Here is a 26,218-nt window from a genome sequence, read left to right on the forward strand (position 1 = left end):
TGGATGAAATCACAGCAACGAGTGAACTGAGTAAGCAACGATTCAATTGCCACAAGACGATGCCGGATGGCTGATCAAGTGGACCGACAATTGGATCGCTGTGTTTGACGTAAATTTTATGGTCAAGCTACTAAGGGCGTGCGTGTGGATGCCTTGGCTCAAGCAGGCGATGAAGGACGTGGCCAACTGCGATAAGCCTCGGGGAGAAGTAAGCATTCTATGATCCGGGGATTTCCGAATGGGGGAACCCAACCAGTGCGAACACTGGTTATTGTGCAGTGAATACATAGCTGCATAAAGCGAACGTGGGGAAGTGAACCATCTTAGTACCCATAGGAAGATAAAACAACAGTGATTCCGCTAGTAGCGGCGAGCGAACGCGGAGGAGTCTAAACCGGTCAATCTTCGGAGAGACCGGGGTTGCAGGGCCTCAATATCAAGAATCTGGTTGCGGTGGGCGAAAGCCTGTCGTGAGCAGTTTCTTGGTAAATGAATGATAAGAAAGTAATAACTGAACGGTCTTGAAAGGCCGGCCATAGAGGGTGACAGCCCCGTATGTAAAATTGCAATCTTCGTTCTAGAGGTTCCTAAGTAGCGCGAGGCACGAGAAACCTTGCGTGAATCCGCCGGGACCATCCGGCAAGACTAAATACTCGCTTGAGACCGATAGTGAACCAGTACCGTGAGGGAAAGGCGAAAAGAACCCCTGCGAGGGGAGTGAAATAGTACCTGAAACCGCATGCCTACAAGCAGTTGGAGGACATTAAAGTCTGACATCGTGCCTATTGAATAATGAGCTGGCTAGTTAGTCTCAGTGGCAAGGTTAAGCGTAAGCGAGCCGAAGCGAAAGCGAGTCTGAATAGGGCGCAGAGTCGCTGGGATTAGACGCGAAGCGGGATGATCTACCCTTGGCCAGGATGAAGGCCGTGTAACAACGGCTGGAGGTCCGAACCAGTGTTGGTTGAAAACAGCTTGGATGAGCTGAGGGTAGGGGTGAAAGGCTAATCAAATTCCGTGATAGCTCGTTCTCTCCGAAATAGCTTTAGGGCTAGCCTCGATTGTACCGTCACGGCGGTAGAGATATGGATGGACTAGGGGCCTTTCCAGGTTACCGAATCCAATCAAACTTCGAATTCCGTGAATGAATTCATCGGGAGTCAGACGGCGCGGGCTAAGCTGCGTCGTCAAAAGGGGAAGAGCCCAGACCATCGACTAAGGCCCCCAAATTCCAGCTAAGTGGGAAAGGAAGTCGGGTTGCAGTGACAGCCAGGAGGTTGGCTTAGAAGCAGCCATCCTTTAAAGAAAGCGTAATAGCTCACTGGTCGAGCGACCCGGTGCCGACAATCCAACGGGGCTAAAGCTGGATGCCGAAGTCATGGGTGCACAGTAATGTGCGCGGTAGGAGAGCGTTCTTAGCGCAGCGAAGGTGGACCGTGAGGACCGCTGGAGTGCTAGGAAGTGACTCTGCCAGCATAAGTAGCGAAAAACAAGGTGAGAACCCTTGTCGCCGTAAGTCTAAGGTTTCCTGAGAAAGGTTAATCCGCTCAGGGTTAGTCGGAGCCTAAGGTGAGGCCGAAAGGCGTAGCTGATGGACAACTGGTTAATATTCCAGTACTTCTTTTAGTTTCGATGCGGGGACGCTGGATGAAGCTCTGTGAGGCAATGGTTTCCAAAACAGGGTGGATTCAGAGGGGGATAGGCAAATCCGCCCCTTCGTCAGCCGGGAAAATCCGCTAAGGCTAGGCTAAAAGAATCCGTACCACAAACCGACACAGGTGGACGTGTTGAATATACTCAGGCGCTCGGGTGATGGATTGTTCAGGAACTAGGCAAATTAACCCCGTAACTTCGGGAGAAGGGGTGCCCACAGCAATGTGGGCCGCAGTGAAACGCGTCAGGCGACTGTTTAACAAAAACACAGGTCTCTGCAAAGTCTAAAACGACGTATAGGGGCTGACGCCTGCCCGGTGCTGGAAGGTTAAAAGGAGCGGTTAGCGCAAGCGAAGCTGTGAATTGAAGCCCCAGTGAACGGCGGCCGTAACTATAACGGTCCTAAGGTAGCGAAATTCCTTGTCGGGTAAGTTCCGACCTGCACGAATGGCGTAACGATCTGACGACTGTCGTAACAATCCGCCCGGCGAACTTGTGGTTCCGGTGAAGACGCCGGATGCCCGCCACTAGACGGAAAGACCCCGTGCACCTTTACTATAACCTAACAATGATTTATGGCACATGCTGCGCAGGATAGGTGGGAGGCTTTGAACTCGGATTCTTGGATTCGAGGGAGCCAATGGTGAGATACCACCCTGCATCTGCTGTGAATCTAACCTACTACCCTCATCGGGTTGAGGGACATTGTTAGGCGGGTAGTTTGACTGGGGCGGTCGCCTCCTAAATTGTAACGGAGGCGTTCGAAGCTTAGTTCAGGTGGTTTGGAAATCCACCGACGAGTGCATTGGCATAAACTAGGTTGACTGCGAGACATACAAGTCAAGCAGGAGCGAAAGCTGGACAAAGTGATCCGGTGGTTCTGCATGGAAGGGCCATCGCTCAACGGATAAAAGGTACGCCGGGGATAACAGGCTGATCGGAGTCAAGAGTTCACATCGACGCTCCGGTTTGGCACCTCGATGTCGGTTCATCGCATCCCGGGGGTGTAGAAGCTCCCAAGGGTTAGGCTGTTCGCCTATTAAAGCGGTACGTGAACTGGGTTCAGAACGTCGCGAGACAGTTCGGTCCCTATCTGTGGTGGGCGTAGGAAATTTGAGGGGGCTTGTCCCTAGTACGAGAGGACCGGGATGAACTAACCTCTTGTGATACGGTTGTTCCGCCAGGAGCATAGCCGTGTAGCGAAGTTAGGTCAGGATAAGCGCTGAATGCATATAAGCGCGAAACCTTCCCCAAGATGAGATTTCCCTGAAGGGCCCAAGAAGACGACTTGGTTGATAGGACGGATGTGGAAGCGTAGTAATACGTTGAGCTAACCGTTACTAATAGCCCGTTCGGCTTGGCCATAAAATTTACAACAAATACAGCAACTCAGCAATGAGTGCTTGTTGCGAAACTTCAGTACGCTCGATATATAAATTGTGGCTGCTCTATCAAAATTCAGCAAAGAATCAAAAATCAAAAGCCATCAAAGCTTTTGGGTGACCATAGCGTGAGGGTCCCACCCGTTCCCATACCGAACACGGAAGTTAAGCCTCACTGCCCCGATGGTACTGCACGGGCGACTGTGTGGGAGAGTAGGACGTTGCCCGATTAAAAACGACACCCCAGCAGGGTTATCTCTGCTGGGGTTTTTCGTATTGGACCCTGCATGATGACTCGACTCTTGTTCTGCTTTGCCTTTGCCGTCTGTCTGCCTGCGATTGAACTCGAGATCCGCTTTCCGCTCCTCGAAAAGCAGCTCGCGCAGCAGCTCTTCACGCAGGATGGCAAGCGCTATGTCAAAGGAGACCCGAGTCAGAAGTGCAGCTTTGCTTACCTGGCGAACCCGAAGTTCGGCAGCCGCGACGGCAAGTTGCTGATCCGCGCGAAGTTCAGCGGCAGAAGCTCCATCGACGTCTTCGGCAAGTGCATCGGCTTTGGTGATTCCTTCGACCTGGAGATCCTGGCCGGCGTTACGACCAGGAACGGTACGCTACTGCTGACCAATCCGGCGGTGAAGATCCTCAGCCAGGACAGTTTCTACTCCCGCCAAGTGCTGAAAGCACTCCAGCGGAGCATTGCGGACGCTGTGCAGTATCCGATTCGCGAGGAGATGCGGAAGTTGCTGGCTGCCGCCTCGGCCTCGAGCGTGTATCAGATCACGATCCGGAAGCTGGAGATCCGGAATCTCGAGATCCTGGCCGATGCGCTCGTTCTCGACATCGATACGCGGTTTCTGGTTGAGTGATTGGTCTCCGCCTGAGCAACCCTTGGCGCGGAAGTACGAGACAGTGGCCAGTCCCGAGCAGAGTTTTGACGGGAACATGGGATCCCGCTGACGACTCTCGATTCCTATCTGCGCGCGATCCTGTTCATCGGCGGGAGTTTAACAAATGGCACAGGTATCAACGGCAGTATGGACCTTGCCTCCTTTTTGTCGTTTCGCCCCGTTGTAGCCGGCTTGGGCTCCGCTTCCTGGTGTGGTATGGCTGTCCAGAATTGGCCCGCTCGGTTGCGCCTGCCGTTCCTTCCCTCGCGCGTAATCTTCTCGAGTGCCAGGGCGTTCCGCACTTCACCAGATACCGCAAGTCGTTGAACACCTCCCGCAGCGCGAAATCGTGCTACGGGGCTCCCTCATCCATCAAGGTCAGCTATGACGCAGCGAATGCCCCCTTCGTCTTCTAAGTGGGGCTTTAGGTAGGGGGCGGTCATCCCTTCAGAGTTTCAACCGTTAATGACAGGCTCTAGCAATATCAAATATGGTGCCGGGACAATCTACTTTTCATCTCTCGCATCTGTGGGGTATCGCTTCCGTTCCCCGGGGAGTCTACCTTATCAGGTTCTCAACTGTGAGTTAAAGACTATAAAATGAAATGTCGCATAACATAGTCTCTACTATCAATAGCGGATCATTGCTCCAAGTTCAATTGATGAGCCGGTTGCGCCGCCTGGGCTCATTCAACCCTGACCGGCTCTAGCGGTGCAGCGGCTGAGGACCGCAGGCTTCGGATATCTCGCATCGGTGGTTGGCCGAAGAAACGGCTGTATTCACGATTGAACTGGCTGGCGCTTTCGTATCCAACCTCAAAGGCCGCAGTGGCAGCGTCCAAACCATCAATGAGCATACGTCCTCGCGCTGCTTGCAGGCGAAGGTGTTTCTGATATTGCAATGGACTCATCGCCGTTAAGGCCCGGAAGTGGTGGTGGAGTGTCGATAGGCCCATCCCCGCGATTTGTGCGAGAGCTTCCACCCGGAGGGGTTGTGCGTAGTTGGCCCGAAGCCAGGCGATCGCCTTCGCCGTCCGGTGGCTCTGATCTCCGTGTGTTGCAATCGCACGGAGGCGCGCGCCCTCCACACCTCGCAGCAAGCGATAGATGATTTCTCGCTGAATCAAGCCACTGAGAACGGGAATGTCGGCCGGTGAGTAGAGCAGATCCACTAACCGGCAACAGGCACTCAGTAACTCGACAGTCGTCTTGCCGATGGCCATGGCTGGACTGTCAGGTTGCACCGGGGGAGTTCGCACCTCCTCCATGCTGAGGAGTTCCCGCACCAACGTCATTTCGAGATCCAGCGCCAAGGCGATGAACGGGGTCTCTTGCGTGGCTTCGATCACTTGGCTGACAATCGGCAGATCGATCGAGGTGAGCAGGAAGCGCGACTCATCGTAGAGGAAGGTGGTTTGGCCCAGGTCCACACGTTTTTGTCCCTGGGCGATCACGGCCAGACTCGGCTTGTAAGTCACACAGGCCGGCGCTGTTGGTACGGTTCGCCTGACAAGTGTCAGTCCAGGAATGTCTGTTACCCGCTTCTCTTCAGACCCGATGAACCGGGCAATCTTGCGAGCTAACTCCTCCCGGAGCACACGGTGGCGCGGATCGAGCGCCGGACCAGTTTCCCCGCTGTGATTTCTTGTGTTCACTGTTGTGTTCCACTTCAGCCTCAGAATAACGGATGAGAACGAAAGATTGAATGGTTTTGGTGAGAAGCGGCAGGAATAGGCAAGGAATCAGGAGGATCAGGATACCGGTCCGGAGTTGCTCGAATCTAATCTGAAAGAGTCAGGAGTCGTGATGCAGAAGCGAAAACTTGGAAAGAGCGGCTTAGAGGTCTCGGCTTTGGGACTGGGTTGCATGGGGATGAGTTTCGGTTATGGTCCAGCCGGAGAGGAGCAGGAGATGATCTCTGTGATCCGGGCCGCCGTTGAACTTGGTTGCACCTTCTTTGATACCGCCGAAGTCTATGGTCCGTTTGCGAATGAGGAACTGCTGGGCAAGGCGCTCTCTCCGATTCGTGAGCAGGTTGTGATTGCAACGAAGTTCGGGTTTCATATCGACGACAACGGGAAGCAGGCTGGCTTGAATAGCCGGCCAGAGCACGTCAAGAAAGTTGCAGACGCATCGCTCCGGCGACTTCACACCGACGTCATTGATCTCTTCTATCAACACCGGGTGGATCCAGCAGTACCAATCGAGGATGTGGCGGGAGCGGTGAAAGACCTCATCCAAGCAGGTAAGGTGAGGCACTTTGGACTCTCGGAGGCAGGGGTGCAGGCGATTCGCCGTGCTCATGCGGTGCAGCCGGTCACCGCCCTTCAGAGCGAATACTCTCTCTGGTGGCGGGAGCCGGAAGAGGAGATTCTTCCGACTCTCGAAGAGCTCGGAATTGGTTTTGTTCCTTTTAGCCCGCTTGGCAAGGGCTATCTAACGGGCAAGATTGACGAGAGCACACGTTTTGACAGTAGCGACTTCCGCAATACCGTACCTCGCTTTGCCCCGGAGGCTCGGAAGGCGAACCGGGCGGTGGTGGATCTTCTGGAGACGATCGCGCAGCGCAAGAATGCGACCACTGCTCAGATCGCGCTTGCCTGGGTACTTGCTCAAAAGCCGTGGATGGTGCCGATTCCGGGTACGACCAAACTGCATCGATTGCAAGAGAACGTAGCGGCTGCCTCGATCGAACTGAGCGCAGAGGATCTCCAGGAGATGGAGCGTATGACCTCTGCGCTTACGGTGCAGGGCGCTCGCTACTCTGAGAGCGCACAACGGATGATTAACCGGTAAGCGATGATGCTTGTCACGGCGATGGCAACGAAACTCGGAATTGGGAGGACATGATGAGAAGACGATCATTCGCAGGAGCCGCCTTTGCGGGGATCCCTATCACCGGGGCCTTTGCAGCACCTCAAAAAGTGCAAGCTGGCGACATCCCGACTACGACCTTTGGCAAGACGGGGATTCGAGTAAGTGTCATCGCGCAGGGCGGCGCGAGAATGGATCTCCACCCGGACATTCCGGCCGCGGCAGCTCATGTCCGTAAAATGTATGAGCTCGGCATCACTTACTTCGACTGCGCCCGCCTCTATTGGGATGGACGTTCGGAAGAAGCTTACGGCATCGGTCTTCAGGGAAATCGGAAGAATGTCTTTCTCACCACAAAGAGCGTGAAACGCACCGCGAAGGAAGCGGAGCAGGACCTTGAAACATCGCTCCGCCTGCTGAAGACGGATTACGTCGATTTGTGGCAGATGCACTCCATTGAGACCCAGAGTGACATTGAAAAACTTCTTGCGCGTGGTGGGGCGATGGAGGCATTTGAGGCGGCGAAGAAGGCGGGCAGATGCCGTTTTATCGGATTCACAGGGCATTTCGATCCTGCCATCCATGCAGCGTTGCTCAAGGCTTATGACAAGTGGGACACGGTGATGATGCCGGTTCATGCCGCGGATCATGCCTATTTGAGTTTTGAGAAGACGGCGCTTCCGGAGGCGATCGAGCGTGGTGTCGGCACGCAGGCGATCAAGGTTTTTGGCAAGGCATTTCTGCTGCGATCCCTGAGCCCAACCGAATGTCTTCGCTATGCGCTGAGCCAGCCGGGAGTGCACGTGGCCATCTGTGGCGCTGGTACCCAAGGACAGATGGAAGATAATATCCGCACCGTCCGGAACTTTAAGAAAATGACGCAAGCAGAAATTGCCGAGCTTCGGAAGAGAGCCATCACCGGCGCCGGTGTTTATACCGGAACCACGTTGGAGTATTGGAAAAAAAAAGCCTGACCACGTATTTTGGAGGTGCCGCAATGGAGATCAAAAGAAATGGTTCGCAGCCTTCGGGCAAAGGGCCAGCAGAGTATTTCACGGGTACGGTGCGGATTGACCCTTTGTTCACGGCACCCGCTCCGGCGCGTGCCGTCGGGGCGAGTGTCACCTTCGAGCCTGGGGCTCGGACGGCCTGGCATACACACCCCCTTGGACAGACCTTGATCGTAACTGCCGGCTGTGGCCGGGCGCAGCGGTGGGGTGGGCCGATCGAAGAGATCCGGCCGGGGGATGTCGTCTGGTTTCCGCCGGGCGAGAAGCACTGGCATGGCGCGGCGCCCACTACGGCAATGACTCATCTTGCGATTCAGGAGGCCGTCGATGGCAAGACGGTCGATTGGATGGAACATGTGAGCGACGAACAATACAAGCTCTGACGAAGATCCAGGGAAGGAAGCGCGGTCTGGATAGACTGCTTCGGTCCAGCGTCTTCAAAAACTTGTTTCCACTGAAAGTCTTTGCGATGGGTAATTGTCACGGCTGATCAAGGGATGGGAACTCCACTTGGTTGGTCTCAGCAGCTTGGTCTGCTCCCTGTTCCAGCGAGGGTTGGGGATCGCGGCGTTCACGGAATTGAGAGAACACTGAAGAGCCCGATTCATCAGGAATCCGTTAACGGTTGTTGCGAGGAACGCTATGGAGACTGCTCATACGAATCCTTTCTGAACTCGGTGATCACCCCAAAACCGGCCGTCTACCGACTCAGAGCACCATGATTTGTAGCGTAGCTCCGGGCTCGGTATATTGACCTTAGCTGGTCGGAGAATTGGGTAACGCAGGGATGCGTCCGGATCGCTGTCCCCGAGTAAAATCCGACCGTCAACTTGGCAAGGATCTAACGGTGCAACCAGCGAAAAGGAGTGGCTGGCGATGGTGTGTATTCTGCATCTACCGCCAGCTCTGGAGCGCACGCTTCGACGAGTTGGACAACGTTGTCGAGGAATTGAAACGGAAGGAGAAAGTTGATGGACGAAAGAAGAGAAAGTGAGGCCACTCCCACGAGGAACCAAACGACGCTGGAACGGAAGTCCGAGCGCGAACTCGTTGTCACACGAACCGTAAACGGTCCTGCGCGCCTCGTGTTCGAGGCGTGGACCAAGGCAGAACTATTCAGGAGGTGGTGGGTACCAAAGTCGTACGGGCTGACCCTGCTTTCCTGCGAAATGGATGTTCGCATTGGGGGGCAGTATCGTTTGGTGTTTCGCCACGAAGATTCGACGATGGAGTTCTTCGGCACGTACCTCGAAGTGACACCGCACTCACGCCTCGTTTGGACCAATGAGGAAGGAGACAACGGCAAGACCATCACCACGGTGACCTTCGAGGAAAATGCCGGTAAGACGTTGTTGGTCGTGCACGATCTCTATCCCTCGAAAGAAGCGCTTGACTCCGGATCGACGGGCGCGATGCCCGAGACGCTCGACCAACTCGACGAACTGCTCGTCAGCCTGGGAGCCACAAGATGACGCGGTTCGCATCAGTTGACGATTGCGACGAGCGCCCATTGGCTTCATGGATCAAGCAGGCCGTCACCATGCTTGATGATAAGCCGTAGCAGCGGTATTCGGTTCCCGGCTACACTCTCGAAGCAACCCGCCATCAGAAATTCCTTGAATTTGAGGTCCCCGGCACGCAGGAGGAAATCTGGCGGCTATCGCCAGCGGGCCGGGTATTTCGTCCTGGTTGATGCCGGAGTTCGAGGAACGCGACGGTTGAAAAATAACAAGCGGCTCATTCCGCAGAAATGCGGGCTTATTGCTGCAAACAGTTTCTTGCACCGCCGTGCAGGCTATCGCTCTCACGTCTTCGACTATTCCGCCACGCGCTGTCCGTTGAATTTCCAGTCTTCGCCATCACACGACGCTTAGCTTTTAGGCCGTGTCCGCTCTGAATCCAGCTCCGCTCCAATTGATGGGAAAACATGCTGCGAGTTCTGATTGGGGTAGGGAGAGTATTGGCCTTGCACTCAGTCGAGCTTGGGAACGTGGCTAGCCGCGTTCCAGCGGACTTGCGATGCGCGCGGCGGCTTGGATTGGTGTCTGTTGGCGTTCGGCCCGTGGAGTCGCTTCCGCTTTGTTCTTGATCTGCTTCCACCTCTTTCCCAGATAACGATTCCAATACATGATGAGCCCGGTGATCACGAGGAAGGGCAGGGAAAGGCCCAACAGGAACCAGATGCATTTGACCGTGAGTCCCCATTGCGTTCCAAAGTGCACCGGACCCATGGACCAGATGATCCAGTCGCCGACAGTCCAGTGACTCGTGTCACTCCGGATTGTTTTACTCAGCAGGGCTCCATCCGCAGGATTGAAGTAGAGATAGTCGGCGTCCCCGAAACCAGTCTCGAAGTTCTTAGTCATGTAGATCATATATGGCGCTTTCGGATTGGCCGGGAAGCGGATGGCCTTGAGATAGGCTCCAGGCATCAGTTCCGCAGATTTCGCTGTGATCCACTTCAAGTTGACTTGCTTACCGCTCTTGTTCTCTGGGACCGTGATCCGGCCGCCTTTGCCGGCGGTAGAAACCGGCGAGACGGCGTTCACGGCAGCAGTGAACTCGCGGGGCCAGGCGAAGTAGATCCCCGAGATGGCCCAGAAGGAGACGATGGTCAGCGTCCAGAAGCCGATGACATTGTGCGAGTCCCAGTTGATCCTTTTCCAGCTCTTGCTGAAATCGATACTGAAGCCACGCTTCCACTGCTTGATCCCAGGCCACCAGATGAACAATCCGGACAGTGTGAGGAGCAACAAGAAGGCGCCCCCCACTCCGTTGAATTGCAGGCCTGGATTCCGGTCGAGCAACAGGAAGTAATGGAACTGCGCGATGTAGTACATCAGACTCTTCTCATTTGATTGCAATCGCCCTAGCGACTCGCCCGTCAACGGATGCAGATAGGCGCTGCCGGCCTTCTTGCCTTCGGAGAAATAGGCATGATAGACGGGCACTTCCGGACGAGGGGCGTAAAAGAAGGTCATGCGGGCTTGGGGAAAAGCCTCTTGCGCTTTTGCGACTGCAGTTGCGATGTCAATGCCGGGCTCCTTGGGATCGAAGGCCGGAATCCTGGGCGCCGCGCCACTCCAATGTTGGATCTCCTCCCGGAAGACCAGGATGGAACCACTGAGACCGATCAGGAAAATATAGAGCGCCACCGCGATGCCAAGCCAGAGATGCACCTGGAACATCGCTTTGCGAAGCCACACCTGCTGCGGCTTCTGGATCAAGTTACGAATGAAATTGTTCGCCATCAGACTTCCCTTTCCTTTGGTTTTCTCTTCGTAGAACTCCAGCCTTGCCATTTAGAAGCGCAGCTTGAGAGCGAGTTGCATCGAGCGAGGACCGCCCATCTGGTACAGGCTGTTCAAGCCGCTCAACTGACTATTGAGAGTCCCCGTAGCTAGACCAAAGATGGCGGCGTTCGAGGTGAGGGAGCTGTTGATTGCTCCAAAATTCGGGCGGTTCAAGAGGTTGAATGCCTCGGCCCGGAACTGGAGATTGAAGCGTTCCGTGAGCCGGAACTCGCGGCGTACCGCAAGATCGGCCTGTGCGGAACCGAAGCCGCGCACGACGTTACGTCCCAAATCGCCTTGCACGCCTAAAGGTGTGGTAGCGAAGGCCGCCCGGTTGATGCGTTTGCCCCCGGGATAGCTTGATCCGTAGAGATAGATCGGCTGACCGGGCACGAGGTTCGGCTGGTATTCCTGATTGATGCCGTTCGCCATGTCGAAGCCGGTGGTGTTGGAGATGTTGATCGGCGTTGCCGTTCGCGCGGAGATGCGGGAATCGAGAGCCCAACGCTGCAACAGTGCGGACAGAACCGGATTGGAGTAAGTGCCGGGGACATCATAGGTGAAGGCGATCTGCAGATTGTGGCGAATGTCGAAATCGGCATCGCCGCGCAGGAGCCGTGTGAGCTCAAAGTTCGAAGAAGCTTCGTCGATCGCGTGGGACCAAGTGTAGGCAGCCTGGGCCTGGAAGCCCTTCGACAAGCGCCGCTGGTATTGCATTTGCAGTGCGGCGTAGTCTGAGGTGGCGCCATTTCTGGTGATGTTCAGAGAGCCGGTGGATGCGAAGTTCGGATTGCCCAAGGCGGCCGGGCGGTAAGTCCGGTTGACCAGCATGCGCCGTCCTGCGGAACCGACATAGCTGACGGTGAGACTCTGCAGATCGCTTAGCTTCTGCTCGATGGCAAGATTCCACTGCAACGAGTAAGGTAGCTTGAGGTTCGGGTCATAGGCGGAGACACCGCCATAGACGCCGGCCGCATAGGGCGTGGCGATGGAGGGCTGGGGAACCGTATCCAGTTGGGCGCGGGTGAGCGGGAAGCTGGCGCCATTGAAGTAAGTGCTGGTGGACAGACCGACGCCACCGTAGCCTACGGAACCCTGATTGTTCCCCATGTCATAGAAGAGACCAAAGCCACCACGGAGGATGGTTTCCCAACCGGGAGTCTCGCGCAGACGGTAGGCGACGCCTGCGCGCGGAGCGAAGTTCGCATACTGGGTCTTCCACAATTGCGTGCCCTGGGGCGCGAGTTTGGTAGTGCTGAGGTTGGAGATTTGATCGACGGTGTAGGGATCTTTTCCGAGTGCGTCGCTTGGCGCCGGATTCACATCCCAACGCAGGCCGAGCGAAAGGTTCAGCCGGTTGTTGAGCTTCCACTCATCCTGCACGAAAGCGGAGAAGTTCTGGTAGACGGGACGGAAGGGGCCGGTATAGCGACTGACCTGGATATCGCTCCGGTTGGTGCGGATTTGCTGCTCGCTGGTCATGTACAGCGTGATCTGGAACTCCGGAAGGTCGAGCGGCGTGGTGAGGCGACGGTAGTCGATGCCGAGCTTTAGATTGTGACGGCCCAAGGTAGCGGTGAAGGTGTTGGTGAGGTTCTGTTGTTGCTGGCCGATGACCTGGGGCGTCATGGTGGTACGTTGGTCGCCGCCACCATAGATGTAGCCGGACCAAAGCCAACCGGTGGTGCCGACGCCGGGGATCTGTGTCAGGTCCCAGGGCGTAGAGCCGTCGTAGTTGTCGAGACGGTAGGCAAGGGCGCGTGAGTTGAGCGTGTAGTTGTAGCGCGCCTCATTGCTAAAGCGCGGGGAAAGGATGTTGGTGGAGCCGAGCGTCACCGTTTTGGTGTTGGCAATGGTGTTGGTGATTTGCGAGACACGTGCGGCAGAGCGGGCTCCACTCTCGGAGGGCGAATCGCTATAGCGCCCAAAGACTTTGAAGCGATCGTTGAAGCTATGATCGACGCGGAGGCTGTGGGTGTCGAGCGTGGCGGGGTTACTGTAGGTTCCGTTGTAGAGGGCGAGTCCGTTGCCCCAATCGGCGCCATTCGGAATGGGGAAGGAGTTGAGGAAGCCTTCGAGACCCGCCGGAGCATTCCGGCGCAATTCCATTGAGGGGACTGCGCGGTTGACCGCCGTCTGGGGAGTGCGGAGCCGCAATCCTTCGTAGGAATAGAAGAAGAAGGTGCGGTCTTTTCCGTTGTAGAGTTTTGGAATCGTGATGGGACCGCCCAGCGTCGCGCCGAAGTTATTCTGGCGAGTGGTCGGCTTCGCCAGGCGATTCGCATTGTTGAACCAGTTGTTCGCATCGAGCTTGTCGTTGCGGAAGTATTCAAATAAAGAGCCGTGGTATTCGTTTGTCCCTCCTCTAGTGGTGAAGGCGAACTGCCCGCCGGGCGTGCGGCCCTGCTCCGCGGAGTAGGTGGACGTATAGGCGCGGAATTCCTGTAGGGCGTCGATCGAAACAAGACTCTGCGTTGTGCCGAGCGCTGTGTTTCCAGGCCCGGAGCCGGAGAAGCCGACACCGGCGCCCACCGCGCGATAGGGCGTCGATCCGGTGTTGGCGCTGACGCCATCGACGGTGAAGTAGTTCGCCTCAGCCCGTTGGCCGTTCACGGTGATGTTGCCCGCGTCGTTTGCGTAGGAGCCGGTTGCGACCGTGGCCGTGCCTGGAACCATGTTCAGCAGCGATTGGAAGGTGCGGCCACTCAGTGGAATATTCTCAATGAACTGGCGGTCGACGACGGTGCTGACGCTGCCATCCGTTGTATTGACGTTGATGGAATTGCCGCTCACGGTAACGGTCTGTGAGAGGCTGCCGACGGTCAGCGCCAGATCGCGCGTTAGCTTCGCTCCGACTTCGAGTTTGATCTGATCGACGATGGTTCGCTCAAAGCCTTGCGCTTCCACCGAGAGACGATACAGACCCGGGGGCAGAGATGGCAGATGGTAGACACCGGCTGCATTGCTGGCTGTGTTGCGACTGAGATTGGTTGCCAGATTTTGAATGGTGACCTTGGCATCGCGGACTGGCGCCCGGCTGGCATCCTGCACGATACCGGTTAATTCTGCCTGCTGCGCGGATAACGCTCCAGCCCCCAACCATCCCATTACGAGCAAAGACCGTATGGTCCGCCAAGTGTCGAATCTCCAACCGATACTACTACTGCCCATGTCTTTTCTTCTCCTTACAGAAACTGAAACTGCCGCACTGGGACACGCCCGCACCCGCTCTGTGAGCGCGCAGACGGAGTGCTGTCCAAAGAATTTTAGATACAACTCAGTTGCATCTATCTTTATGGTGACAGTAGCACAAGACTGGGATTCTGCCAATTCCTATCTGCGGAGTTGCTCCAAGTATTTGTCGGAATGCAAAAAAAACTTGAAAATACGATGTTGTGTGGGGTGCGGTGTGGAATTTGCCTTGCGGCAACACATTTGATCCTACTGAAAGCTTTCAGCAGGAATGTGGTTTTATATGCAAGTCAAATGCGGATTGGGAGTCGTGCCGGTCTAGCGCTTGCCTGGCGCAAAATGCTCTAAGACCCGGGTCAGCTCGGCGATCTGGATGGGTTTGCTCAGAAACTCGTCCATGCCGGCGGCGAAGCACGCGTCACGGTCTTCCTGGAAGGCGCTTGCGGTGAGCGCAATCATCCGGGGACGCACCGCTTCTTGAAACTCAGCCCGGACTCGTCTTGCGACGGTGAGTCCATCCATTTCCGGCATGTGGACATCCAGGAGCATCACATCGAATTCTTTCTGTTCGAGAGCCTCGAGTGCTTTGAGTCCGGAGGCTACGATTGTGGAGCTGCAACCCAGGTGATCGAGATAGCCACGGATGACAAGCTGGTTGACCTGATTGTCTTCTGCCGCAAGTACCCGGAGGCCCCGAACACTTACTGGCGCCACGACTTGTTTGCCGTCTGTTATTTGCTTTGGGGCAATTGCAGGCCGCTCCGACAGATCGAAGCGGAATGTAGATCCTTCTCCTGGCCGGCTGTCCACCGTGATTCGTCCGCCCATGAGGTTGACCAGCTTCTGGGAGATCAGCAGACCGAGACCAGTTCCTCCATAGCGCCGTGTGGCTGAGTTGTCGATCTGACTGAATGCCTGGAAGAGACGATCCAGTGCTTCGGGCTCCATGCCGATGCCTGTATCCGTGACCGTGAATGCCAGCCTTGTTTCTTTACGTTCCACCCGGACCTGGACTGAGCCGCGATCTGTGAACTTTACGGCATTGCCCACCAAGTTGATGAGCACCTGGCGCAGACGTGCGCCATCGCCTTGGACCCAAGGTGGCAAGTCCCGGTCCAGGTAGCAGTCGAGAACGATGCCCTTTGCATTTGCTGCTATTTCGAGCAACTCGATTGCATATTCAACACAGCTTGGAAGGTTGAACGGTTCATCGACGAGTTCCATTTTTCCCGATTCAATTCGCGAGGTATCGAGAATGTCATTGATCAAGGTGAGCAAGGCGGCGCCTGCCGATCGAATGGTTCCCAGATACTCGCGCGATTCGGCATCGAGCGGCTTGGTTGCGAGTAACTGAGACATTCCGATGACGGCATTCATTGGAGTCCGAATCTCGTGGCTCATGCTGGCCAAGAATTCACTCTTCGCGCGCATGGCAATCTCTGCGGATTCTTTGGCTTTTTGCAGGTCGGCCGTTCGTTGGGCGATGAGTGCTTCCAGGTGCATCTTCTGTGCGCTGAGTTGCCTCATCCGCCAGCGGTGCAGTCCCCAGCCTGCAACCACTGCGAGAGCAATACAGCCACCGGCAAACCAAGAGGTCTGATAGAAGTGGGGCAAGAGTGTGATTTGGGTGGGCTGCGAGGGCTCGCTCCAGACCCCATCGTTGTTACTGGCACGTACGGAGAACTGATAAGTACCCGGAGGAACATTGGTATAGATAGCGGCCCTGCGCTCCTCGGCCTCCACCCAGTTCTGATCGAAGCCTGCGAGGCGGTATTGAAAGCGATTTGCTTCTGGTGCGGTGAAGCTCAAGCCGGTGTAGCGGATGTGAAGATTGCCGCGTCCCGGCTGTACCTGGAGTGTTTGCGTTAGGGGTAAGAGTTTGCCATCTGCTTCGACTTGCTCCACGACAACCGGCGGAGGCAGCGGGTTGCGAGTGATTTGAGCTGGTTCCAGTTTCGAGACGCCTCGGATGCGTGGGAACCAGAGCGCGCCCTGCCCGTCATCAAAGAGGGGCCCGGTGAAGGTTTCGCGATACTGGTTGCCATCGACGCCTGTGACGATCTCCACAGGCACCTGGCCTGGATCTCCCTTGGCCCGGGCCCACAAATGCTTCTCCTCCAGATGCACGACGCCGCTATAGGACTGGAGCCAGAAATTGCCATCCGGGTAGCGGATGAAGCCATGAATCGTGTTGTCGGGGAGCCCATCTTTCTCGTTCCACCGGTATCGCTTGCCGTTTCGCCAGGCGAGCAGTCCTCCATTTGGAGAACTGGCCCAGATATCACCGGAATCTCCTTCAGCGACCCAACTGAGTTGCTCTTCTCTTGATCCTTCGAGGACAGTTGTCTTGCCCTCGAAGTAACGAAGAAGACCATTTGCGGTAGCGAGCAGGAGCGCACCATCCCGCGCCTCTGTCATGTGCTGGATGGTGACCGCCTCGCCATTGAGCAGAGGTACGGCTTCATAAACGTCACCGCGAATGTGCGCCAGACCAGCCGATGCACAGCCGACCCACAATGTGCCGTGCCGGTCCTCCAGAAAAGTGTTGACTCCGCTTGCACGAGTTCCCGGGAGTGCAAACAGTTTGACCTGCCCCTGCCGGTAGCGATAGACATTGGCGTCTGTCGTTCCGACCCAAACAGATCCGTCGCGGGTTGCAGCAATCGAACGAGCCATCTGGACGGGGAGCCCCTGGGCCTTGCTCAGGGTTTTGATACCCTCCGCGGCCATACGCACAATGCCGGAGCTTTTTGTCGCCATCCAAATGGCCCCATCCGGACTTTTGGCAATTTGATTCACTCCATCGTTGGGGAGTCCTTCGGCAACACCAAAGCGTGTGAATTTGTTATTCGATAGACGGAGAATGCCGCCGCCACTGGCGATGGCCAGCCATACGTTGCCTTCGCGATCCGTTGAGACATCGTAGATTTCGTTACTGGGGAGACCGCCTCGTGTTGTGAGCACGTCCGCTTTGCCGTCTGGCCGGATGCGCACCAGGCCCCCATAATAGACAGCGACCCAAATGTTGCCATCATTGTCTTCACTGAAGGCATGGGGTGCGGTGGGGGCCAGAACTTCCACCCAGGAAGATAAGGGGAGGCGCTCCCATTGTCCGTTGCGCAGTCTGGCGATCGTGCCTCCCCAACTGCCGACCCAGATCGTACCCTGCCGGTCTTCGTAGACGGCTGAAACTGGCTTCCCGGAAAGTTCCTCTATTTCCTCAATCACCTGTACTTTGCCGTTCTCGACACGGAGCAATCCCTTTAAGCTTGCAATCCAGAGCACGCCATTCCGGTCTTCAACCAGTTGATGTACCGTGCGGCTGGGCATCTGATTGAGCCAGGGGACGGTTTCAAAATGTCCGTTCTTCCATTGGGTGACTCCATTGCGCCCCCCAACCCAGATTCCGTTGCGGCCTTCCGCCAGAGCTGTGGCGTGACTGCCAAGGACCCCGAGTTCAGCGGCGAAACTTTTCCATTGGCCGTTGCGGAACATCGATACTCCTGCGTCGGTTGCCGCCCAGACACTGCCATCACGGGCAGGGAGGAGCCAGCGTACAGGGACGCCTGAATAACCCGGGGTGACGCCGGGGAGGAAGTTTAGGAAGCGGACACCATCAAAGCGGCTTAGCCCGTCGCGAGTGGCAATCCACAAGTAGCCATCGGCAGCCTGCCGGACCCGCAAGGTTGCGCTCGAAATGAGCCCGTTATCGCTGGTCCACGTGCGGCGGAGGTACTGTCCGGCCTGTTTCTTCGGATCGAGCGCGTAGGAAGGAGGCGGAAGTAAGCAAGATAAGCAAAGGACCAACCCGGTGAGGGGAGAAGTCCGGGTGAGCCATAGCATTCCCATTTGTGTGCCGCCGGTACGTGGCGTCCTTCCTGCGTTTCTAATCGTTGCGATTTTTTCACCTATTATATGCAGGGATCTATTTGCGTCAGCCTAGTAATTGACTCATTGTGTGGCAACAGTGTTGCTTAACCCAGCTCGAAACCTGCAGTGGCGTAGGCCAGTTGCCAATCCTGGGGTTGCCGGGTTTGGGTGCGAGTCATCCGGAGTAAGTGACGGATGGGCTGGAATCCAAGCTCTGCCGCCAATTGGGGGGCATCCGGATGTTCTGGAAACAAGTCCCAATAGCACCCAGACTGGGTAGGGATGCGGCTCAACAGATTGCGAGCCGTTGCCTTGGAAGTGGCGATGAGCGGGCCGAGATGAGCGATTTCGCGGCCAGGACGGAGCATGGCGAAACTGCCGTCGCTGGCGGACCAGACGGCGCTGTCAGCAGCAAGTTCTTGCAGCAACTCTGCCCGGTTAGCTCCCATTGCTTTGGCGTCCAGGCTGGGGTCGTAAGGAGCTCTCGAATGGATCTGTGGTGCTTGTCCCAGGCGGCGCCAACGCTCGATGGGTTGTTCTGCGACGAAGCCCAACTTGCGATAGATCTCTGCACCTGCGGCGGTGGCATCGAGTTTGATGGTGTAGCCGGAAAGACGGTCGAGCAGCGCGGTGACTAGCGTGTGCGCTGCGCCCCGGCCCCGAAAACTGGGGCGGGTGAGGACCATCCCGATCCAGGCCAGCTTGTCTTCATAGGTGATGGCGGTGGCGCTGGCAACGAGTTCACCCTGGTGCTCGATGCCGAGACATAGAGCGGGGGCGAGTTTGAGGAGCCGTTGCCAGTCTGCCCCGGTTTGGTTCCAGCCTGCTTCGATACTGAGGGCTTGGAGGGCTGGAAGAGGGAACACTGTGAGCGGCTGTGGTGTCAGAATCGTCTTAGGGGATTCCATGATCAGAACTACCAGTTTGCTTTCTATCTTTCTTGTTGTGCAGCCGATGTTGGCGGCAGAGCTACCGGTGCGAAAAGTGATTCTGTATAAGCACGGGATTGGCTACTTTGAACGGGGCGGAGAGATTCCTGCAGGACAATCCGCTCGTCTCGATTTTAAAGCTGGGGAAATGAACGACGTTCTGAAAAGTTTGACGATTTTTGATCAGACCGGGAACTCCGTATCGGGGGTACGCTATGATTCCAGTCTCCCAATTGCATCCAAGCTGGCAGAGTTTCCTTTTCAACTGGGGGACCGGACGCCATTGACCGATTTTCTCGATCAGTTGAAGGGCGCAACGATTGAGTTGAAGATGGGTGCGACGACAGTGAGCGGGCAGGTGGTGGGCGCGCGCGTGGCACAGAATCGCGAGAAGGCTTCCACCTGGACCGAGATGGTGAATGTGTTGTTGCCGAATGGAGAGATCCAGTCTTTCGATCTGGGCGCGGCGACTTCAGTGAAGCTTGGTGATCCAGAATTGCAGCGGCAGTTGAGTGAGTATCTCCGCAGTTTGAATGCGTCGCGCAGTAAAGAGCAGAAGAGTGTCTATATTGATTCGGCGCGCGATGCGGCGCGGAAGTTGAGTGTCGCTTATACGATTCCGATGCCGGTTTGGAAGTCGAGCTACCGGTTGGTGCTGGATAGCGGGGCGGCGAAGAAACCAGTGCTTGAAGGTTGGGCGATTATCGACAACACGACGGGCGAAGACTGGTCGCGGGTGGACTTAAGTGTGATCTCGGGGCGGCCGATCAGTTTCATTTCGAATCTGTATGCGCCAAAGTTTTTGCAGCGCTCGGTGGCGGAGTTAGAAGAGGAAAAGGCACTGGCGCCGAAGATGTACAAGGCTTCTGCCGGGCTGGCTGGAGGGGTTCCAGGTGGAGTTGTCGGAGGAGTGATGCAGATGAACGCGGCGCCCGCGCCTTCTGCCAGGTTCGGTACAGGGAGATCTTCGAATGCGGCGACTGCCGAGATGCAGGTGATGGCCGATACCTCCAGTGTGCAGGTGGAGACGACAACGCGTGAGGCCGGCGAGCTTTTTGAGTACAAGTTCAGCCAGCCCGTATCGGTGAAGCGCAACGAGAGCACGATGATTCCGTTTGTGCAGCAAGAGATCAATGCACGGAAGCTTCTGATTTACTCCGAAAACTCGACAACGGAGAATCCGTTGAATTCTGCTGAACTGACGAACTCGACGGGCAAGACTCTCGATGGCGGTCCGCTCAGTGTTTACGATGGCGGAATCTATGCCGGTGAGGCGTTGGTGAATACCTTCAAAGCCGGAGAGAAGCGCTTGCTGAGTTATGCGGCCGATCTGGGGACGCGGGTGGTGGAGGATTCAAATTTTGCACCGCGAGTGCTGGTGGAAATCAAGGCTGCAAATGGGATCCTAAGCCGGCGTTATACGACTGAGGTGACAAAGACTTACAAAATTACCAATGTCGATAAGAAACCAAAGACTCTGATGATCGAGCACGGCATCAAGTACGACTATAAGCTGCTGGGTGTGAAGCCAAGCGAACAGACGGCAACGGCATATCGCTTTGAAGTGAAGCTGACCGGCGAGCCGGCGCAGAGCTTTGTTGTGAAAGAAGAGCAGACCGTCCGTGAGGATCAGGGGATTCTGAATCTGCCCGACCAGGAACTCACCTATCTGCTGAGCTCCAACCGATTGAGCGCAGAAGGAAAACGAGTGATTGCGGAACTGGCGGGGCTACGCCGTCAGATGGCGGATGCCGATGCGGCAATTCGTACATTGACGGCCCAGAGCGCCGAGGCGGCGGCAGATCAGGAGCGGGTGCGACGCAATCTTTCGAGCCTGCAAGGGGTGGCCGGGCAACAGGAGCGGGTCCAGAAGTATGCAAGTGATCTGGCTGCGCTCGATGCGAAGATCGTGGGGCAGCGCGACCAGATTGCCGCCGAGACCAAGAAACGGGATGGGCTGAGGCAACAGATCGCGCAGAAGATCGATGCAGCACAATTCTAGGCTTGTAGACTAGGACTTGATGCTCACTGGCTTTGCGACTCCCGAAGGCACCGCGCATTTTGCGGCTCGATTTCCGCAACTGGCGGCGCAGCGCTGGTTCCAGACTGTGAATGGACTCATGATCTCCAATCTCGGCCTGGGATCCTATCTTGGACAAGTGGATGAGGAAGCAGACCGGTTGTACCAGGCTGCTACGGAGGCGGCGCTGGTCTCTGGCATCAACTTCATCGATACGGCACGAAATTATCGCCATGGGCAGAGCGAGATTGCGCTCGGCAAAGCAATTGTCGCTCATGGCCATCGCGAGGAGATTGTCGTTGCGACCAAGGCTGGCTTCACTTCGCTTGGGCACTCGATGGAGCCTGCGTTTCTTGAGGAGCAACTGGACTTGAGCCGGAAGGCGATGGGGCTTGAGACGATCGACATTTTCTATCTGCATAATCCCGAGACCCAACTCCGGAACCTGAGTCCCGATGAGTTTGAGACGGCGTTAGCAAAGGCCTTTGAGAAATGCGAGGCGCTGGTGGCATCGGGCCGGATCCGCAGCTATGGGACTGCGACCTGGGATGGCTATCGAGTGCCCGGGATGCTGGACCTCGATCGCGTGAAAGCACTGGCGGGGCCGAATTTTGGCTGGATCCAGTTGCCGTTGAACGCGGTGCTGACGGAGGGGGCTCCGGTGGCAGAGAAGGCGGCGGCGATGGGGCTTGGGGTTGTGGCCAGTGCGACGATCTACCAGGGCAGATTGCGTGAGCATTTGCCGGTGGCGATTCAGTATTCGCGATACTCGCCGGGCGTGACTTCGGCGCTGGTGGGAATGGGGCGGCCGGAGCATGTGGCTGCGAACCTGGCGGCGGCTGTGGCTGAGATTGGATGATTGCTGAAGCGCATTTAGCCCTCGACTGGGAGGGCGTGATTCCGCCTGTTAGCAGCGACCCCGCAGTGTTTCTGATTCACATGCGGTCGGGCGCGCCCTATCTGGCGAAGACGACGATGTTGAAGCGGCGTTTGAGCCGCTTGTTGGCCCCCAAGAACGGAAGCCGCCTGCTGGACCTGAGGGCGATCGCGACTCGGATCGAGATCTGGAATACGCCGACCCGGCTTGAACAGGCGCTGACCTTCTATTCGCTGGCTAAGCTCCATTTCCCGGAGACTTATAAGAAGACGGTGCGACTGCCATCGCCGCCTTACGTGAAAGTGCTGTTGAGCAATGAGTTTCCCCGTAGCTTGGTCAGTTCCCGGCTGGCGGGTAAAGAGAATCTGTTCTTTGGACCCTTCCGGAGCCGGGCGGAAGCCGAGCGTTGGGAGAAGGAAATGCTCGAGTTCTTTCAGGTGCGCCGTTGCGAAGAAGATCTGTTGCCGAATCCGGATCATCCCGGCTGTATCTATGGCGAGATGAATCAGTGCATGCGCCCTTGCCAGGCGGTTGTCGGCGAGGCGGAGTATGCCGGGGAAGTCACACGGCTGGTGAATTTTCTTGAGACGCAAGGTGTCAGTCTGGGGGATGCGATCGGGCATGCGCGCGATCGTGCCAGCGAGAACATGGAGTTTGAAGAGGCAGCCCGGCAGCATCGGCGTTTTGAGAAGGTGGAAGCGCTGCTGCGCTCCGTGAGTGAGATCACGACGGACATTCGGCATGCGAATGGGGTGAGCGCGGTGAAGCGTGACCAAGGCGTTGCGTTGTACTTCCTGTTGCAGGGTGTCTGGCAAGCTCCGATTGCCTTTGAGATGCGGATGCAGGCAGGGGAATCGATGGACCGGCGCTTGCGGCAGATTGTCGAAATGTTGCCTGTGCCCCGGCCGACGCTGCGAGAGCGGGAAGAGCACATGGCGTTGCTATCGCGTTGGTTCTTTTCGACTTGGCGCGATTCCGAGTGGTTGCCGTTTGCGTCCCGCGAAGAGCTTCCGTACCGGAAACTCGTACGTCTGATTTCACGCGCTATGAATCCCGCGGCAGCTCATGCGAATATGAGCGTTAATGAATCTCAAGATCCTGGTTAGCTCTCTCGCTTGTTCTGTATTGCTTGCTCAGGAGGTATCGCAGTCCGGCTTACGGCTGGAGGCGGAGCGGGCGATGGTGGCCCAGCCCGAGCGGGCGCAGAAGGCCATGGTGGCAACCACCAATGAGTATGCGACACTTGCCGGCCTGGAGATTCTGAAGAAGGGTGGGAACTCTGTGGATGCCGCCGTGGCGGTTGCGTTTGCACTTGCTGTTGTGCATCCAGAGGCGGGGAATCTTGGTGGTGGTGGCTATCTTCTTGTGCGGATGGCCGACGGCCGCGCGCAGATGATCGACTACGGTGCGCGTGCACCGATGGCGTCGAAGGATGGTGTCTTTGCTAACGCAAAGGAAGCTGCAACCGGATATAAGAGCATTGCAGTGCCGGGTACGCCTGATGGCATGGCGCTCGCACACAAGATGTACGGGAAACTGCCGTGGAAGACGGTGCTCGAGCCTGCGCGGAAGCTGGCCAAAGAGGGTTTTCCGGCTTCGCAGCGCATTGAACTGATCTTGAAGCTGCAGGTGCCGGTGATGAAGCCGTATCCTGAGTCGGCGCGTGTGTTCTTGCATGGATCGGATCAGCCGTTGAAGCAGGGCGAGATCCTCAAACAGCCTGCACTTGCGGAGACAATCGCGCGGATGCAGAAGCTGGGAGGCCGGGAGTTCTATGAGGGCGAGACGGCAAAGCGGATGGCTGCTGACATCCAGGCTCATGGTGGTTTGATCACGGCTGCTGACCTGAAGGATTACAAGGCATTCGCACGCGAACCGTTGGAGACAAGCTATCGCGGCTATCCCATCCTGACGAGTTCGCCGAGTTCGAGCGGTGGCATGGCGATCATCGAGATGTTGAATATCATCGAGAATTTCCCGATGCCGTTGGGGATGGAGGGGAGCGCGATGCACCGGATGGTGCAGGTGGAGGCGATGAAACGTGCGTTTCGGGATCGTCTGCTGTTTGCGGGAGATCCGGCCTATAAAGAGATTCCGGTGGCTCGTCTGACGAGCAAGGCGTATGCGAAGACTCTGGCGGAGGGGATTTCACCAACCAAGGCGACTCCATCGAAGGCATTGGGCGATTTGCCGAAGGAGTTAGAAGGGCTGGTGGGCGAGAGTGCCGATACGACGCACTTCAGCATTGTCGATACCGAGGGCAACATGATCGCGAACACCTATACGCTCAGTGGATTTTACGGCAGCCAGGTGGTGGCGAAGGGAACAGGTGTGTTGCTGGGCAACATCTATGGCGCGTTTTCCGGGGGAGGGAAGCATGTGCTGCCGCCTGGAGAGCGTCCTCCGAGCACGATGACGCCAACGATTGTTTTGAACAAACAGAAGCAGGCTTGGTTTGCGTTGGGAAGTCCGGGAGGCGCAACGATTCCGAACACGCTCATCGAGGTGATTACGAATATCATCGACTTCAAAATGAGTCTGCGGGATGCGATCGAGTTTCCGCGGGTGCACCACCAGTACCTGCCCGATCGGGTGGAAGCAGAGCCGGGGGCGATTGCCTACGAGGTGGCGGAGAAGTTGAAGGCGCAGGGGGAGATTCTGAGCAATCGCTACCGGAGTCAAGGTGATGTGCATGCCGTCATGATTGAAGAGAAGTCGGGATGGCGCCAGGGTTGGAGCGATGGGCGCAGGGGCGGGAAGGTGATGGGTTACTAAGCCGGACTGTCGGCTTTCGAGTTGCCGTTCCCACGCCAGTTCGATGTCCGCCGACAGTATCTACCTCTGGTGCGAGCGCTGCGGCTCGCAGTGGCGGAGCGGAGGCGCAGGTAGGAGGTTAGGCGATGACCTTCTTGGCGACAACGCCTGCGACGTCAGTGAGGCGGAAGTCTCGACCGCTGTAGCGATAGGTGAGGCGTTCGTGTTCAAGACCGAGTAAGTGGAGTACAGTCGCGTGGAAGTCGTGGATGTGCATGCGATCGACGACGGCACGGTAGCCGTAATCGTCCGTTTCTCCATAGACGAAACCGGGCTTGGCCCCACCGCCCGCCATCCAATAGGTGAAGCCGTGGGGATTATGATCGCGTCCGTCACGCTCCATGAAGGGAGTGCGGCCGAACTCGCCTCCCCAGATGACGAGCGTGGATTCGAGAAGCCCGCGGGCTTCGAGATCCTTGAGGAGTCCCGCAATGGGGAGATCAACCATGCGAGCTTGTTCGGCGTGGCGCCGGGCCAGTTCGGTGTGTTGATCCCAGCCAGGATGAGTGCATTGGACAACACGGACTCCCCGTTCCGACAGCCGGCGGGCGAGGAGCAGTTGCCATCCGAAGTCACGTGTGACAGGAGAATCGAGCCCGTAGAGTTTTTTTGTCTCTTCCGATTCCTTTTCGACATCGAATGCAGCCGGAGCCTCTGCCTGCATTCGGAACGCAAGTTCAAAAGACTGGATGCGGGATTCGAGACGATCATCGTACTTGTTCGCGTCGGCGTGGCGCTGGCTGATCGCCCGGAGCATATCGAGCTCATAGCGCTGGTTCTCCGGTGAGAGATGGCTGACAAGATTCTCGATCGGCTCCTTCTTGAGATCGTCGATCTTAGCTCCCTGCGTTGTGCCGATGGGCGTTCCCTGGCAATTGCCTGGCAAAAAGGCGGAACTCCAGTTGCGGACGCCACTATGCCCGAGGTGGGGCTTGATGGTGACGAAGCCGGGGAGATCCTGATTCTCGGTGCCGAGTCCGTAGAGCATCCAGGAACCCATGGAGGGCCGGGTCAGATTCACCGTTCCGGTATGGATCTGGAGCATCGCGCCACCATGATCGAGCCCCTCGCCCACCATGGAACGCAAGAAACACATTTTGTCGACGTGCTGCGCGATGTGGGGGAAGAGTTCGCTGACAGGCATGCCCATTTGCCCATAGCGCTTGAAGCGATAAGGCGACTTCATGAGGTTGCCATTGCCACCAATGCTGCCGTTGAACGTGAGGCCGAGATCAAAGGGCGGAGGCTTCAGGTGGTCGCGATCGAGGAGCGGCTTTGGATCGAAGGAGTCCAGGTGCGAGGGGCCGCCTTCCATGAACAGGAAGATGACGCGCTTGGCGCGGGCAGGGAAGTGCGTCGCTTTCGGCGCGAGTCCTGAGCGGGCCGATTCTGCGGCCAGGAGACTGCCAAGCCCGATCATCCCGAAACCAGACGCGGTGCGGCGTAAGAGGGCGCGGCGCGTGGGGAGATAGGGATCCATG

15 protein-coding genes, 2 rRNA genes and 2 pseudogenes are annotated in these 26,218 nt (G+C 56.8%); 12 read left to right on the plus strand and 7 right to left on the minus strand.

Translation table 11 applies throughout. The features are described from left to right. The first annotated feature begins 120 nt into the window (after positions 1-120). The 3 genes from M017_RS0120800 (at position 121) to M017_RS0120810 (ending at position 3,898) form a co-directional block, all read left to right on the plus strand. A 23S ribosomal RNA gene (locus M017_RS0120800) occupies positions 121-3,015 on the plus strand. 130 nt (positions 3,016-3,145) lie between these two features. Beyond that, positions 3,146-3,262: ribosomal RNA gene (rrf, locus tag M017_RS0120805) — 5S ribosomal RNA — on the plus strand. Between the two features lie 57 nt (positions 3,263-3,319). Continuing rightward, the gene (locus M017_RS0120810; protein ID WP_155121234.1) at positions 3,320-3,898 is read left to right on the plus strand and encodes a hypothetical protein; all 579 of its coding nucleotides are present in this window, start codon (positions 3,320-3,322) and stop codon (positions 3,896-3,898) included. A gap of 141 nt (positions 3,899-4,039) precedes the next feature. Here M017_RS0120810 and M017_RS30815 read toward each other — a convergent pair. Continuing rightward, positions 4,040-4,180 (minus strand): annotated as a pseudogene (locus tag M017_RS30815) (IS5/IS1182 family transposase); the annotation flags it as partial. 424 nt (positions 4,181-4,604) lie between these two features. Further along, positions 4,605-5,573, minus strand: coding sequence for an AraC family transcriptional regulator (locus M017_RS0120815; protein ID WP_238325990.1), 969 nt, complete (start codon positions 5,571-5,573; stop codon positions 4,605-4,607). Between the two features lie 151 nt (positions 5,574-5,724). Here M017_RS0120815 and M017_RS0120820 point away from each other — a divergent pair, with 151 nt between their 5' ends. The 5 genes and pseudogenes from M017_RS0120820 to M017_RS0120835 all read left to right on the plus strand — a co-directional run bounded on the left by M017_RS0120820 (position 5,725) and on the right by M017_RS0120835 (position 9,214). Beyond that, positions 5,725-6,714 carry an aldo/keto reductase gene (locus M017_RS0120820; RefSeq protein WP_031500118.1) on the plus strand — a complete coding sequence of 330 codons (990 nt, stop codon included), beginning with the start codon at positions 5,725-5,727 and terminating at the stop codon, positions 6,712-6,714. A 53-nt stretch (positions 6,715-6,767) separates the two neighbouring features. Further along, complete coding sequence (locus tag M017_RS0120825) at positions 6,768-7,706, plus strand: aldo/keto reductase (protein ID WP_162179997.1); 939 nt, start codon at positions 6,768-6,770, stop codon at positions 7,704-7,706. Between the two features lie 23 nt (positions 7,707-7,729). Further along, on the plus strand, positions 7,730-8,125 hold the full coding sequence (locus M017_RS0120830) for a (R)-mandelonitrile lyase (protein ID WP_031500121.1): 396 nt from the start codon (positions 7,730-7,732) through the stop codon (positions 8,123-8,125). A 512-nt stretch (positions 8,126-8,637) separates the two neighbouring features. Beyond that, a pseudogene (locus tag M017_RS30820) lies at positions 8,638-8,736 on the plus strand (ArsR family transcriptional regulator); the annotation flags it as partial. Continuing rightward, the gene (locus tag M017_RS0120835) at positions 8,714-9,214 is read left to right on the plus strand and encodes an SRPBCC family protein (RefSeq protein ID WP_031500123.1); all 501 of its coding nucleotides are present in this window, start codon (positions 8,714-8,716) and stop codon (positions 9,212-9,214) included. The pseudogene M017_RS30820 and the gene M017_RS0120835, both read left to right, overlap by 23 nt. 522 nt (positions 9,215-9,736) lie before the next feature. Here the strand turns inward: M017_RS0120835 and M017_RS0120840 are convergent. The 4 genes from M017_RS0120840 to M017_RS0120855 form a co-directional block, all read right to left on the minus strand. Then, positions 9,737-10,993, minus strand: coding sequence for a PepSY-associated TM helix domain-containing protein (locus M017_RS0120840; RefSeq protein WP_162179998.1), 1,257 nt, complete (start codon positions 10,991-10,993; stop codon positions 9,737-9,739). Between the two features lie 51 nt (positions 10,994-11,044). Beyond that, positions 11,045-14,143 carry a TonB-dependent receptor gene (locus M017_RS0120845; protein WP_031500125.1) on the minus strand — a complete coding sequence of 1,033 codons (3,099 nt, stop codon included), beginning with the start codon at positions 14,141-14,143 and terminating at the stop codon, positions 11,045-11,047. Between the two features lie 402 nt (positions 14,144-14,545). Continuing rightward, complete coding sequence (locus tag M017_RS0120850; protein ID WP_162179999.1) at positions 14,546-18,070, minus strand: hybrid sensor histidine kinase/response regulator; 3,525 nt, start codon at positions 18,068-18,070, stop codon at positions 14,546-14,548. Between the two features lie 131 nt (positions 18,071-18,201). Continuing rightward, entirely contained in the window at positions 18,202-19,005 is an 804-nt protein-coding gene (locus M017_RS0120855) for a GNAT family N-acetyltransferase (RefSeq protein WP_031500127.1), read from the minus strand. Here M017_RS0120855 and M017_RS0120860 point away from each other — a divergent pair. From M017_RS0120860 to ggt, 4 genes are read left to right on the plus strand one after another with little or no spacing between them, the layout of a single operon-like run. Beyond that, positions 19,004-21,028 carry a DUF4139 domain-containing protein gene (locus M017_RS0120860; protein ID WP_031500128.1) on the plus strand — a complete coding sequence of 675 codons (2,025 nt, stop codon included), beginning with the start codon at positions 19,004-19,006 and terminating at the stop codon, positions 21,026-21,028. The genes M017_RS0120855 and M017_RS0120860 overlap by 2 nt on opposite strands. A 19-nt stretch (positions 21,029-21,047) precedes the next feature. Beyond that, the gene (locus tag M017_RS0120865) at positions 21,048-21,905 is read left to right on the plus strand and encodes an aldo/keto reductase (RefSeq protein WP_031500129.1); all 858 of its coding nucleotides are present in this window, start codon (positions 21,048-21,050) and stop codon (positions 21,903-21,905) included. Next, the gene (locus M017_RS28060) at positions 21,902-23,029 is read left to right on the plus strand and encodes an excinuclease ABC subunit UvrC (RefSeq protein ID WP_051670678.1); all 1,128 of its coding nucleotides are present in this window, start codon (positions 21,902-21,904) and stop codon (positions 23,027-23,029) included. Before M017_RS0120865 ends, M017_RS28060 begins: the two co-directional genes overlap by 4 nt. Further along, positions 23,007-24,698: a gamma-glutamyltransferase gene (gene ggt, locus M017_RS0120875; protein ID WP_031500131.1), complete on the plus strand. Its 1,692-nt coding sequence runs from the start codon at positions 23,007-23,009 to the stop codon at positions 24,696-24,698. Before M017_RS28060 ends, ggt begins: the two co-directional genes overlap by 23 nt. 118 nt (positions 24,699-24,816) lie before the next feature. Here the strand turns inward: ggt and M017_RS0120880 are convergent, their stop codons facing one another. Further along, the gene (locus tag M017_RS0120880) at positions 24,817-26,217 is read right to left on the minus strand and encodes a DUF1501 domain-containing protein (protein ID WP_031500132.1); all 1,401 of its coding nucleotides are present in this window, start codon (positions 26,215-26,217) and stop codon (positions 24,817-24,819) included. Position 26,218 lies beyond the last annotated feature (1 nt).

Source organism: Bryobacter aggregatus MPL3 (genome assembly GCF_000702445.1).
GTDB classification, from domain to species: domain Bacteria; phylum Acidobacteriota; class Terriglobia; order Bryobacterales; family Bryobacteraceae; genus Bryobacter; species Bryobacter aggregatus.

Bases quoted from the DNA above. Each gene is read 5' to 3' on its own strand.
- M017_RS0120835 (WP_031500123.1), top strand. From the start codon at position 8,714: ATGGACGAAAGAAGAGAAAGTGAGGCCACTCCCACGAGGAACCAAACG.
- M017_RS0120860 (WP_031500128.1), top strand. From the start codon at position 19,004: ATGATCAGAACTACCAGTTTGCTTTCTATCTTTCTTGTTGTGCAGCCG.
- M017_RS0120830 (WP_031500121.1), top strand. From the start codon at position 7,730: ATGGAGATCAAAAGAAATGGTTCGCAGCCTTCGGGCAAAGGGCCAGCA.
- M017_RS0120855 (WP_031500127.1), bottom strand. From the start codon at position 19,005: ATGGAATCCCCTAAGACGATTCTGACACCACAGCCGCTCACAGTGTTC.
- M017_RS0120845 (WP_031500125.1), bottom strand. From the start codon at position 14,143: ATGGGATGGTTGGGGGCTGGAGCGTTATCCGCGCAGCAGGCAGAATTA.
- ggt (WP_031500131.1), top strand. From the start codon at position 23,007: ATGAATCTCAAGATCCTGGTTAGCTCTCTCGCTTGTTCTGTATTGCTT.
- M017_RS0120865 (WP_031500129.1), top strand. From the start codon at position 21,048: ATGCTCACTGGCTTTGCGACTCCCGAAGGCACCGCGCATTTTGCGGCT.
- M017_RS0120840 (WP_162179998.1), bottom strand. From the start codon at position 10,993: ATGGCGAACAATTTCATTCGTAACTTGATCCAGAAGCCGCAGCAGGTG.
- M017_RS0120820 (WP_031500118.1), top strand. From the start codon at position 5,725: ATGCAGAAGCGAAAACTTGGAAAGAGCGGCTTAGAGGTCTCGGCTTTG.
- M017_RS0120825 (WP_162179997.1), top strand. From the start codon at position 6,768: ATGAGAAGACGATCATTCGCAGGAGCCGCCTTTGCGGGGATCCCTATC.
- M017_RS0120850 (WP_162179999.1), bottom strand. From the start codon at position 18,070: ATGCTATGGCTCACCCGGACTTCTCCCCTCACCGGGTTGGTCCTTTGC.
- M017_RS28060 (WP_051670678.1), top strand. From the start codon at position 21,902: ATGATTGCTGAAGCGCATTTAGCCCTCGACTGGGAGGGCGTGATTCCG.
- M017_RS0120880 (WP_031500132.1), bottom strand. From the start codon at position 26,217: ATGGATCCCTATCTCCCCACGCGCCGCGCCCTCTTACGCCGCACCGCG.
- M017_RS0120810 (WP_155121234.1), top strand. From the start codon at position 3,320: ATGATGACTCGACTCTTGTTCTGCTTTGCCTTTGCCGTCTGTCTGCCT.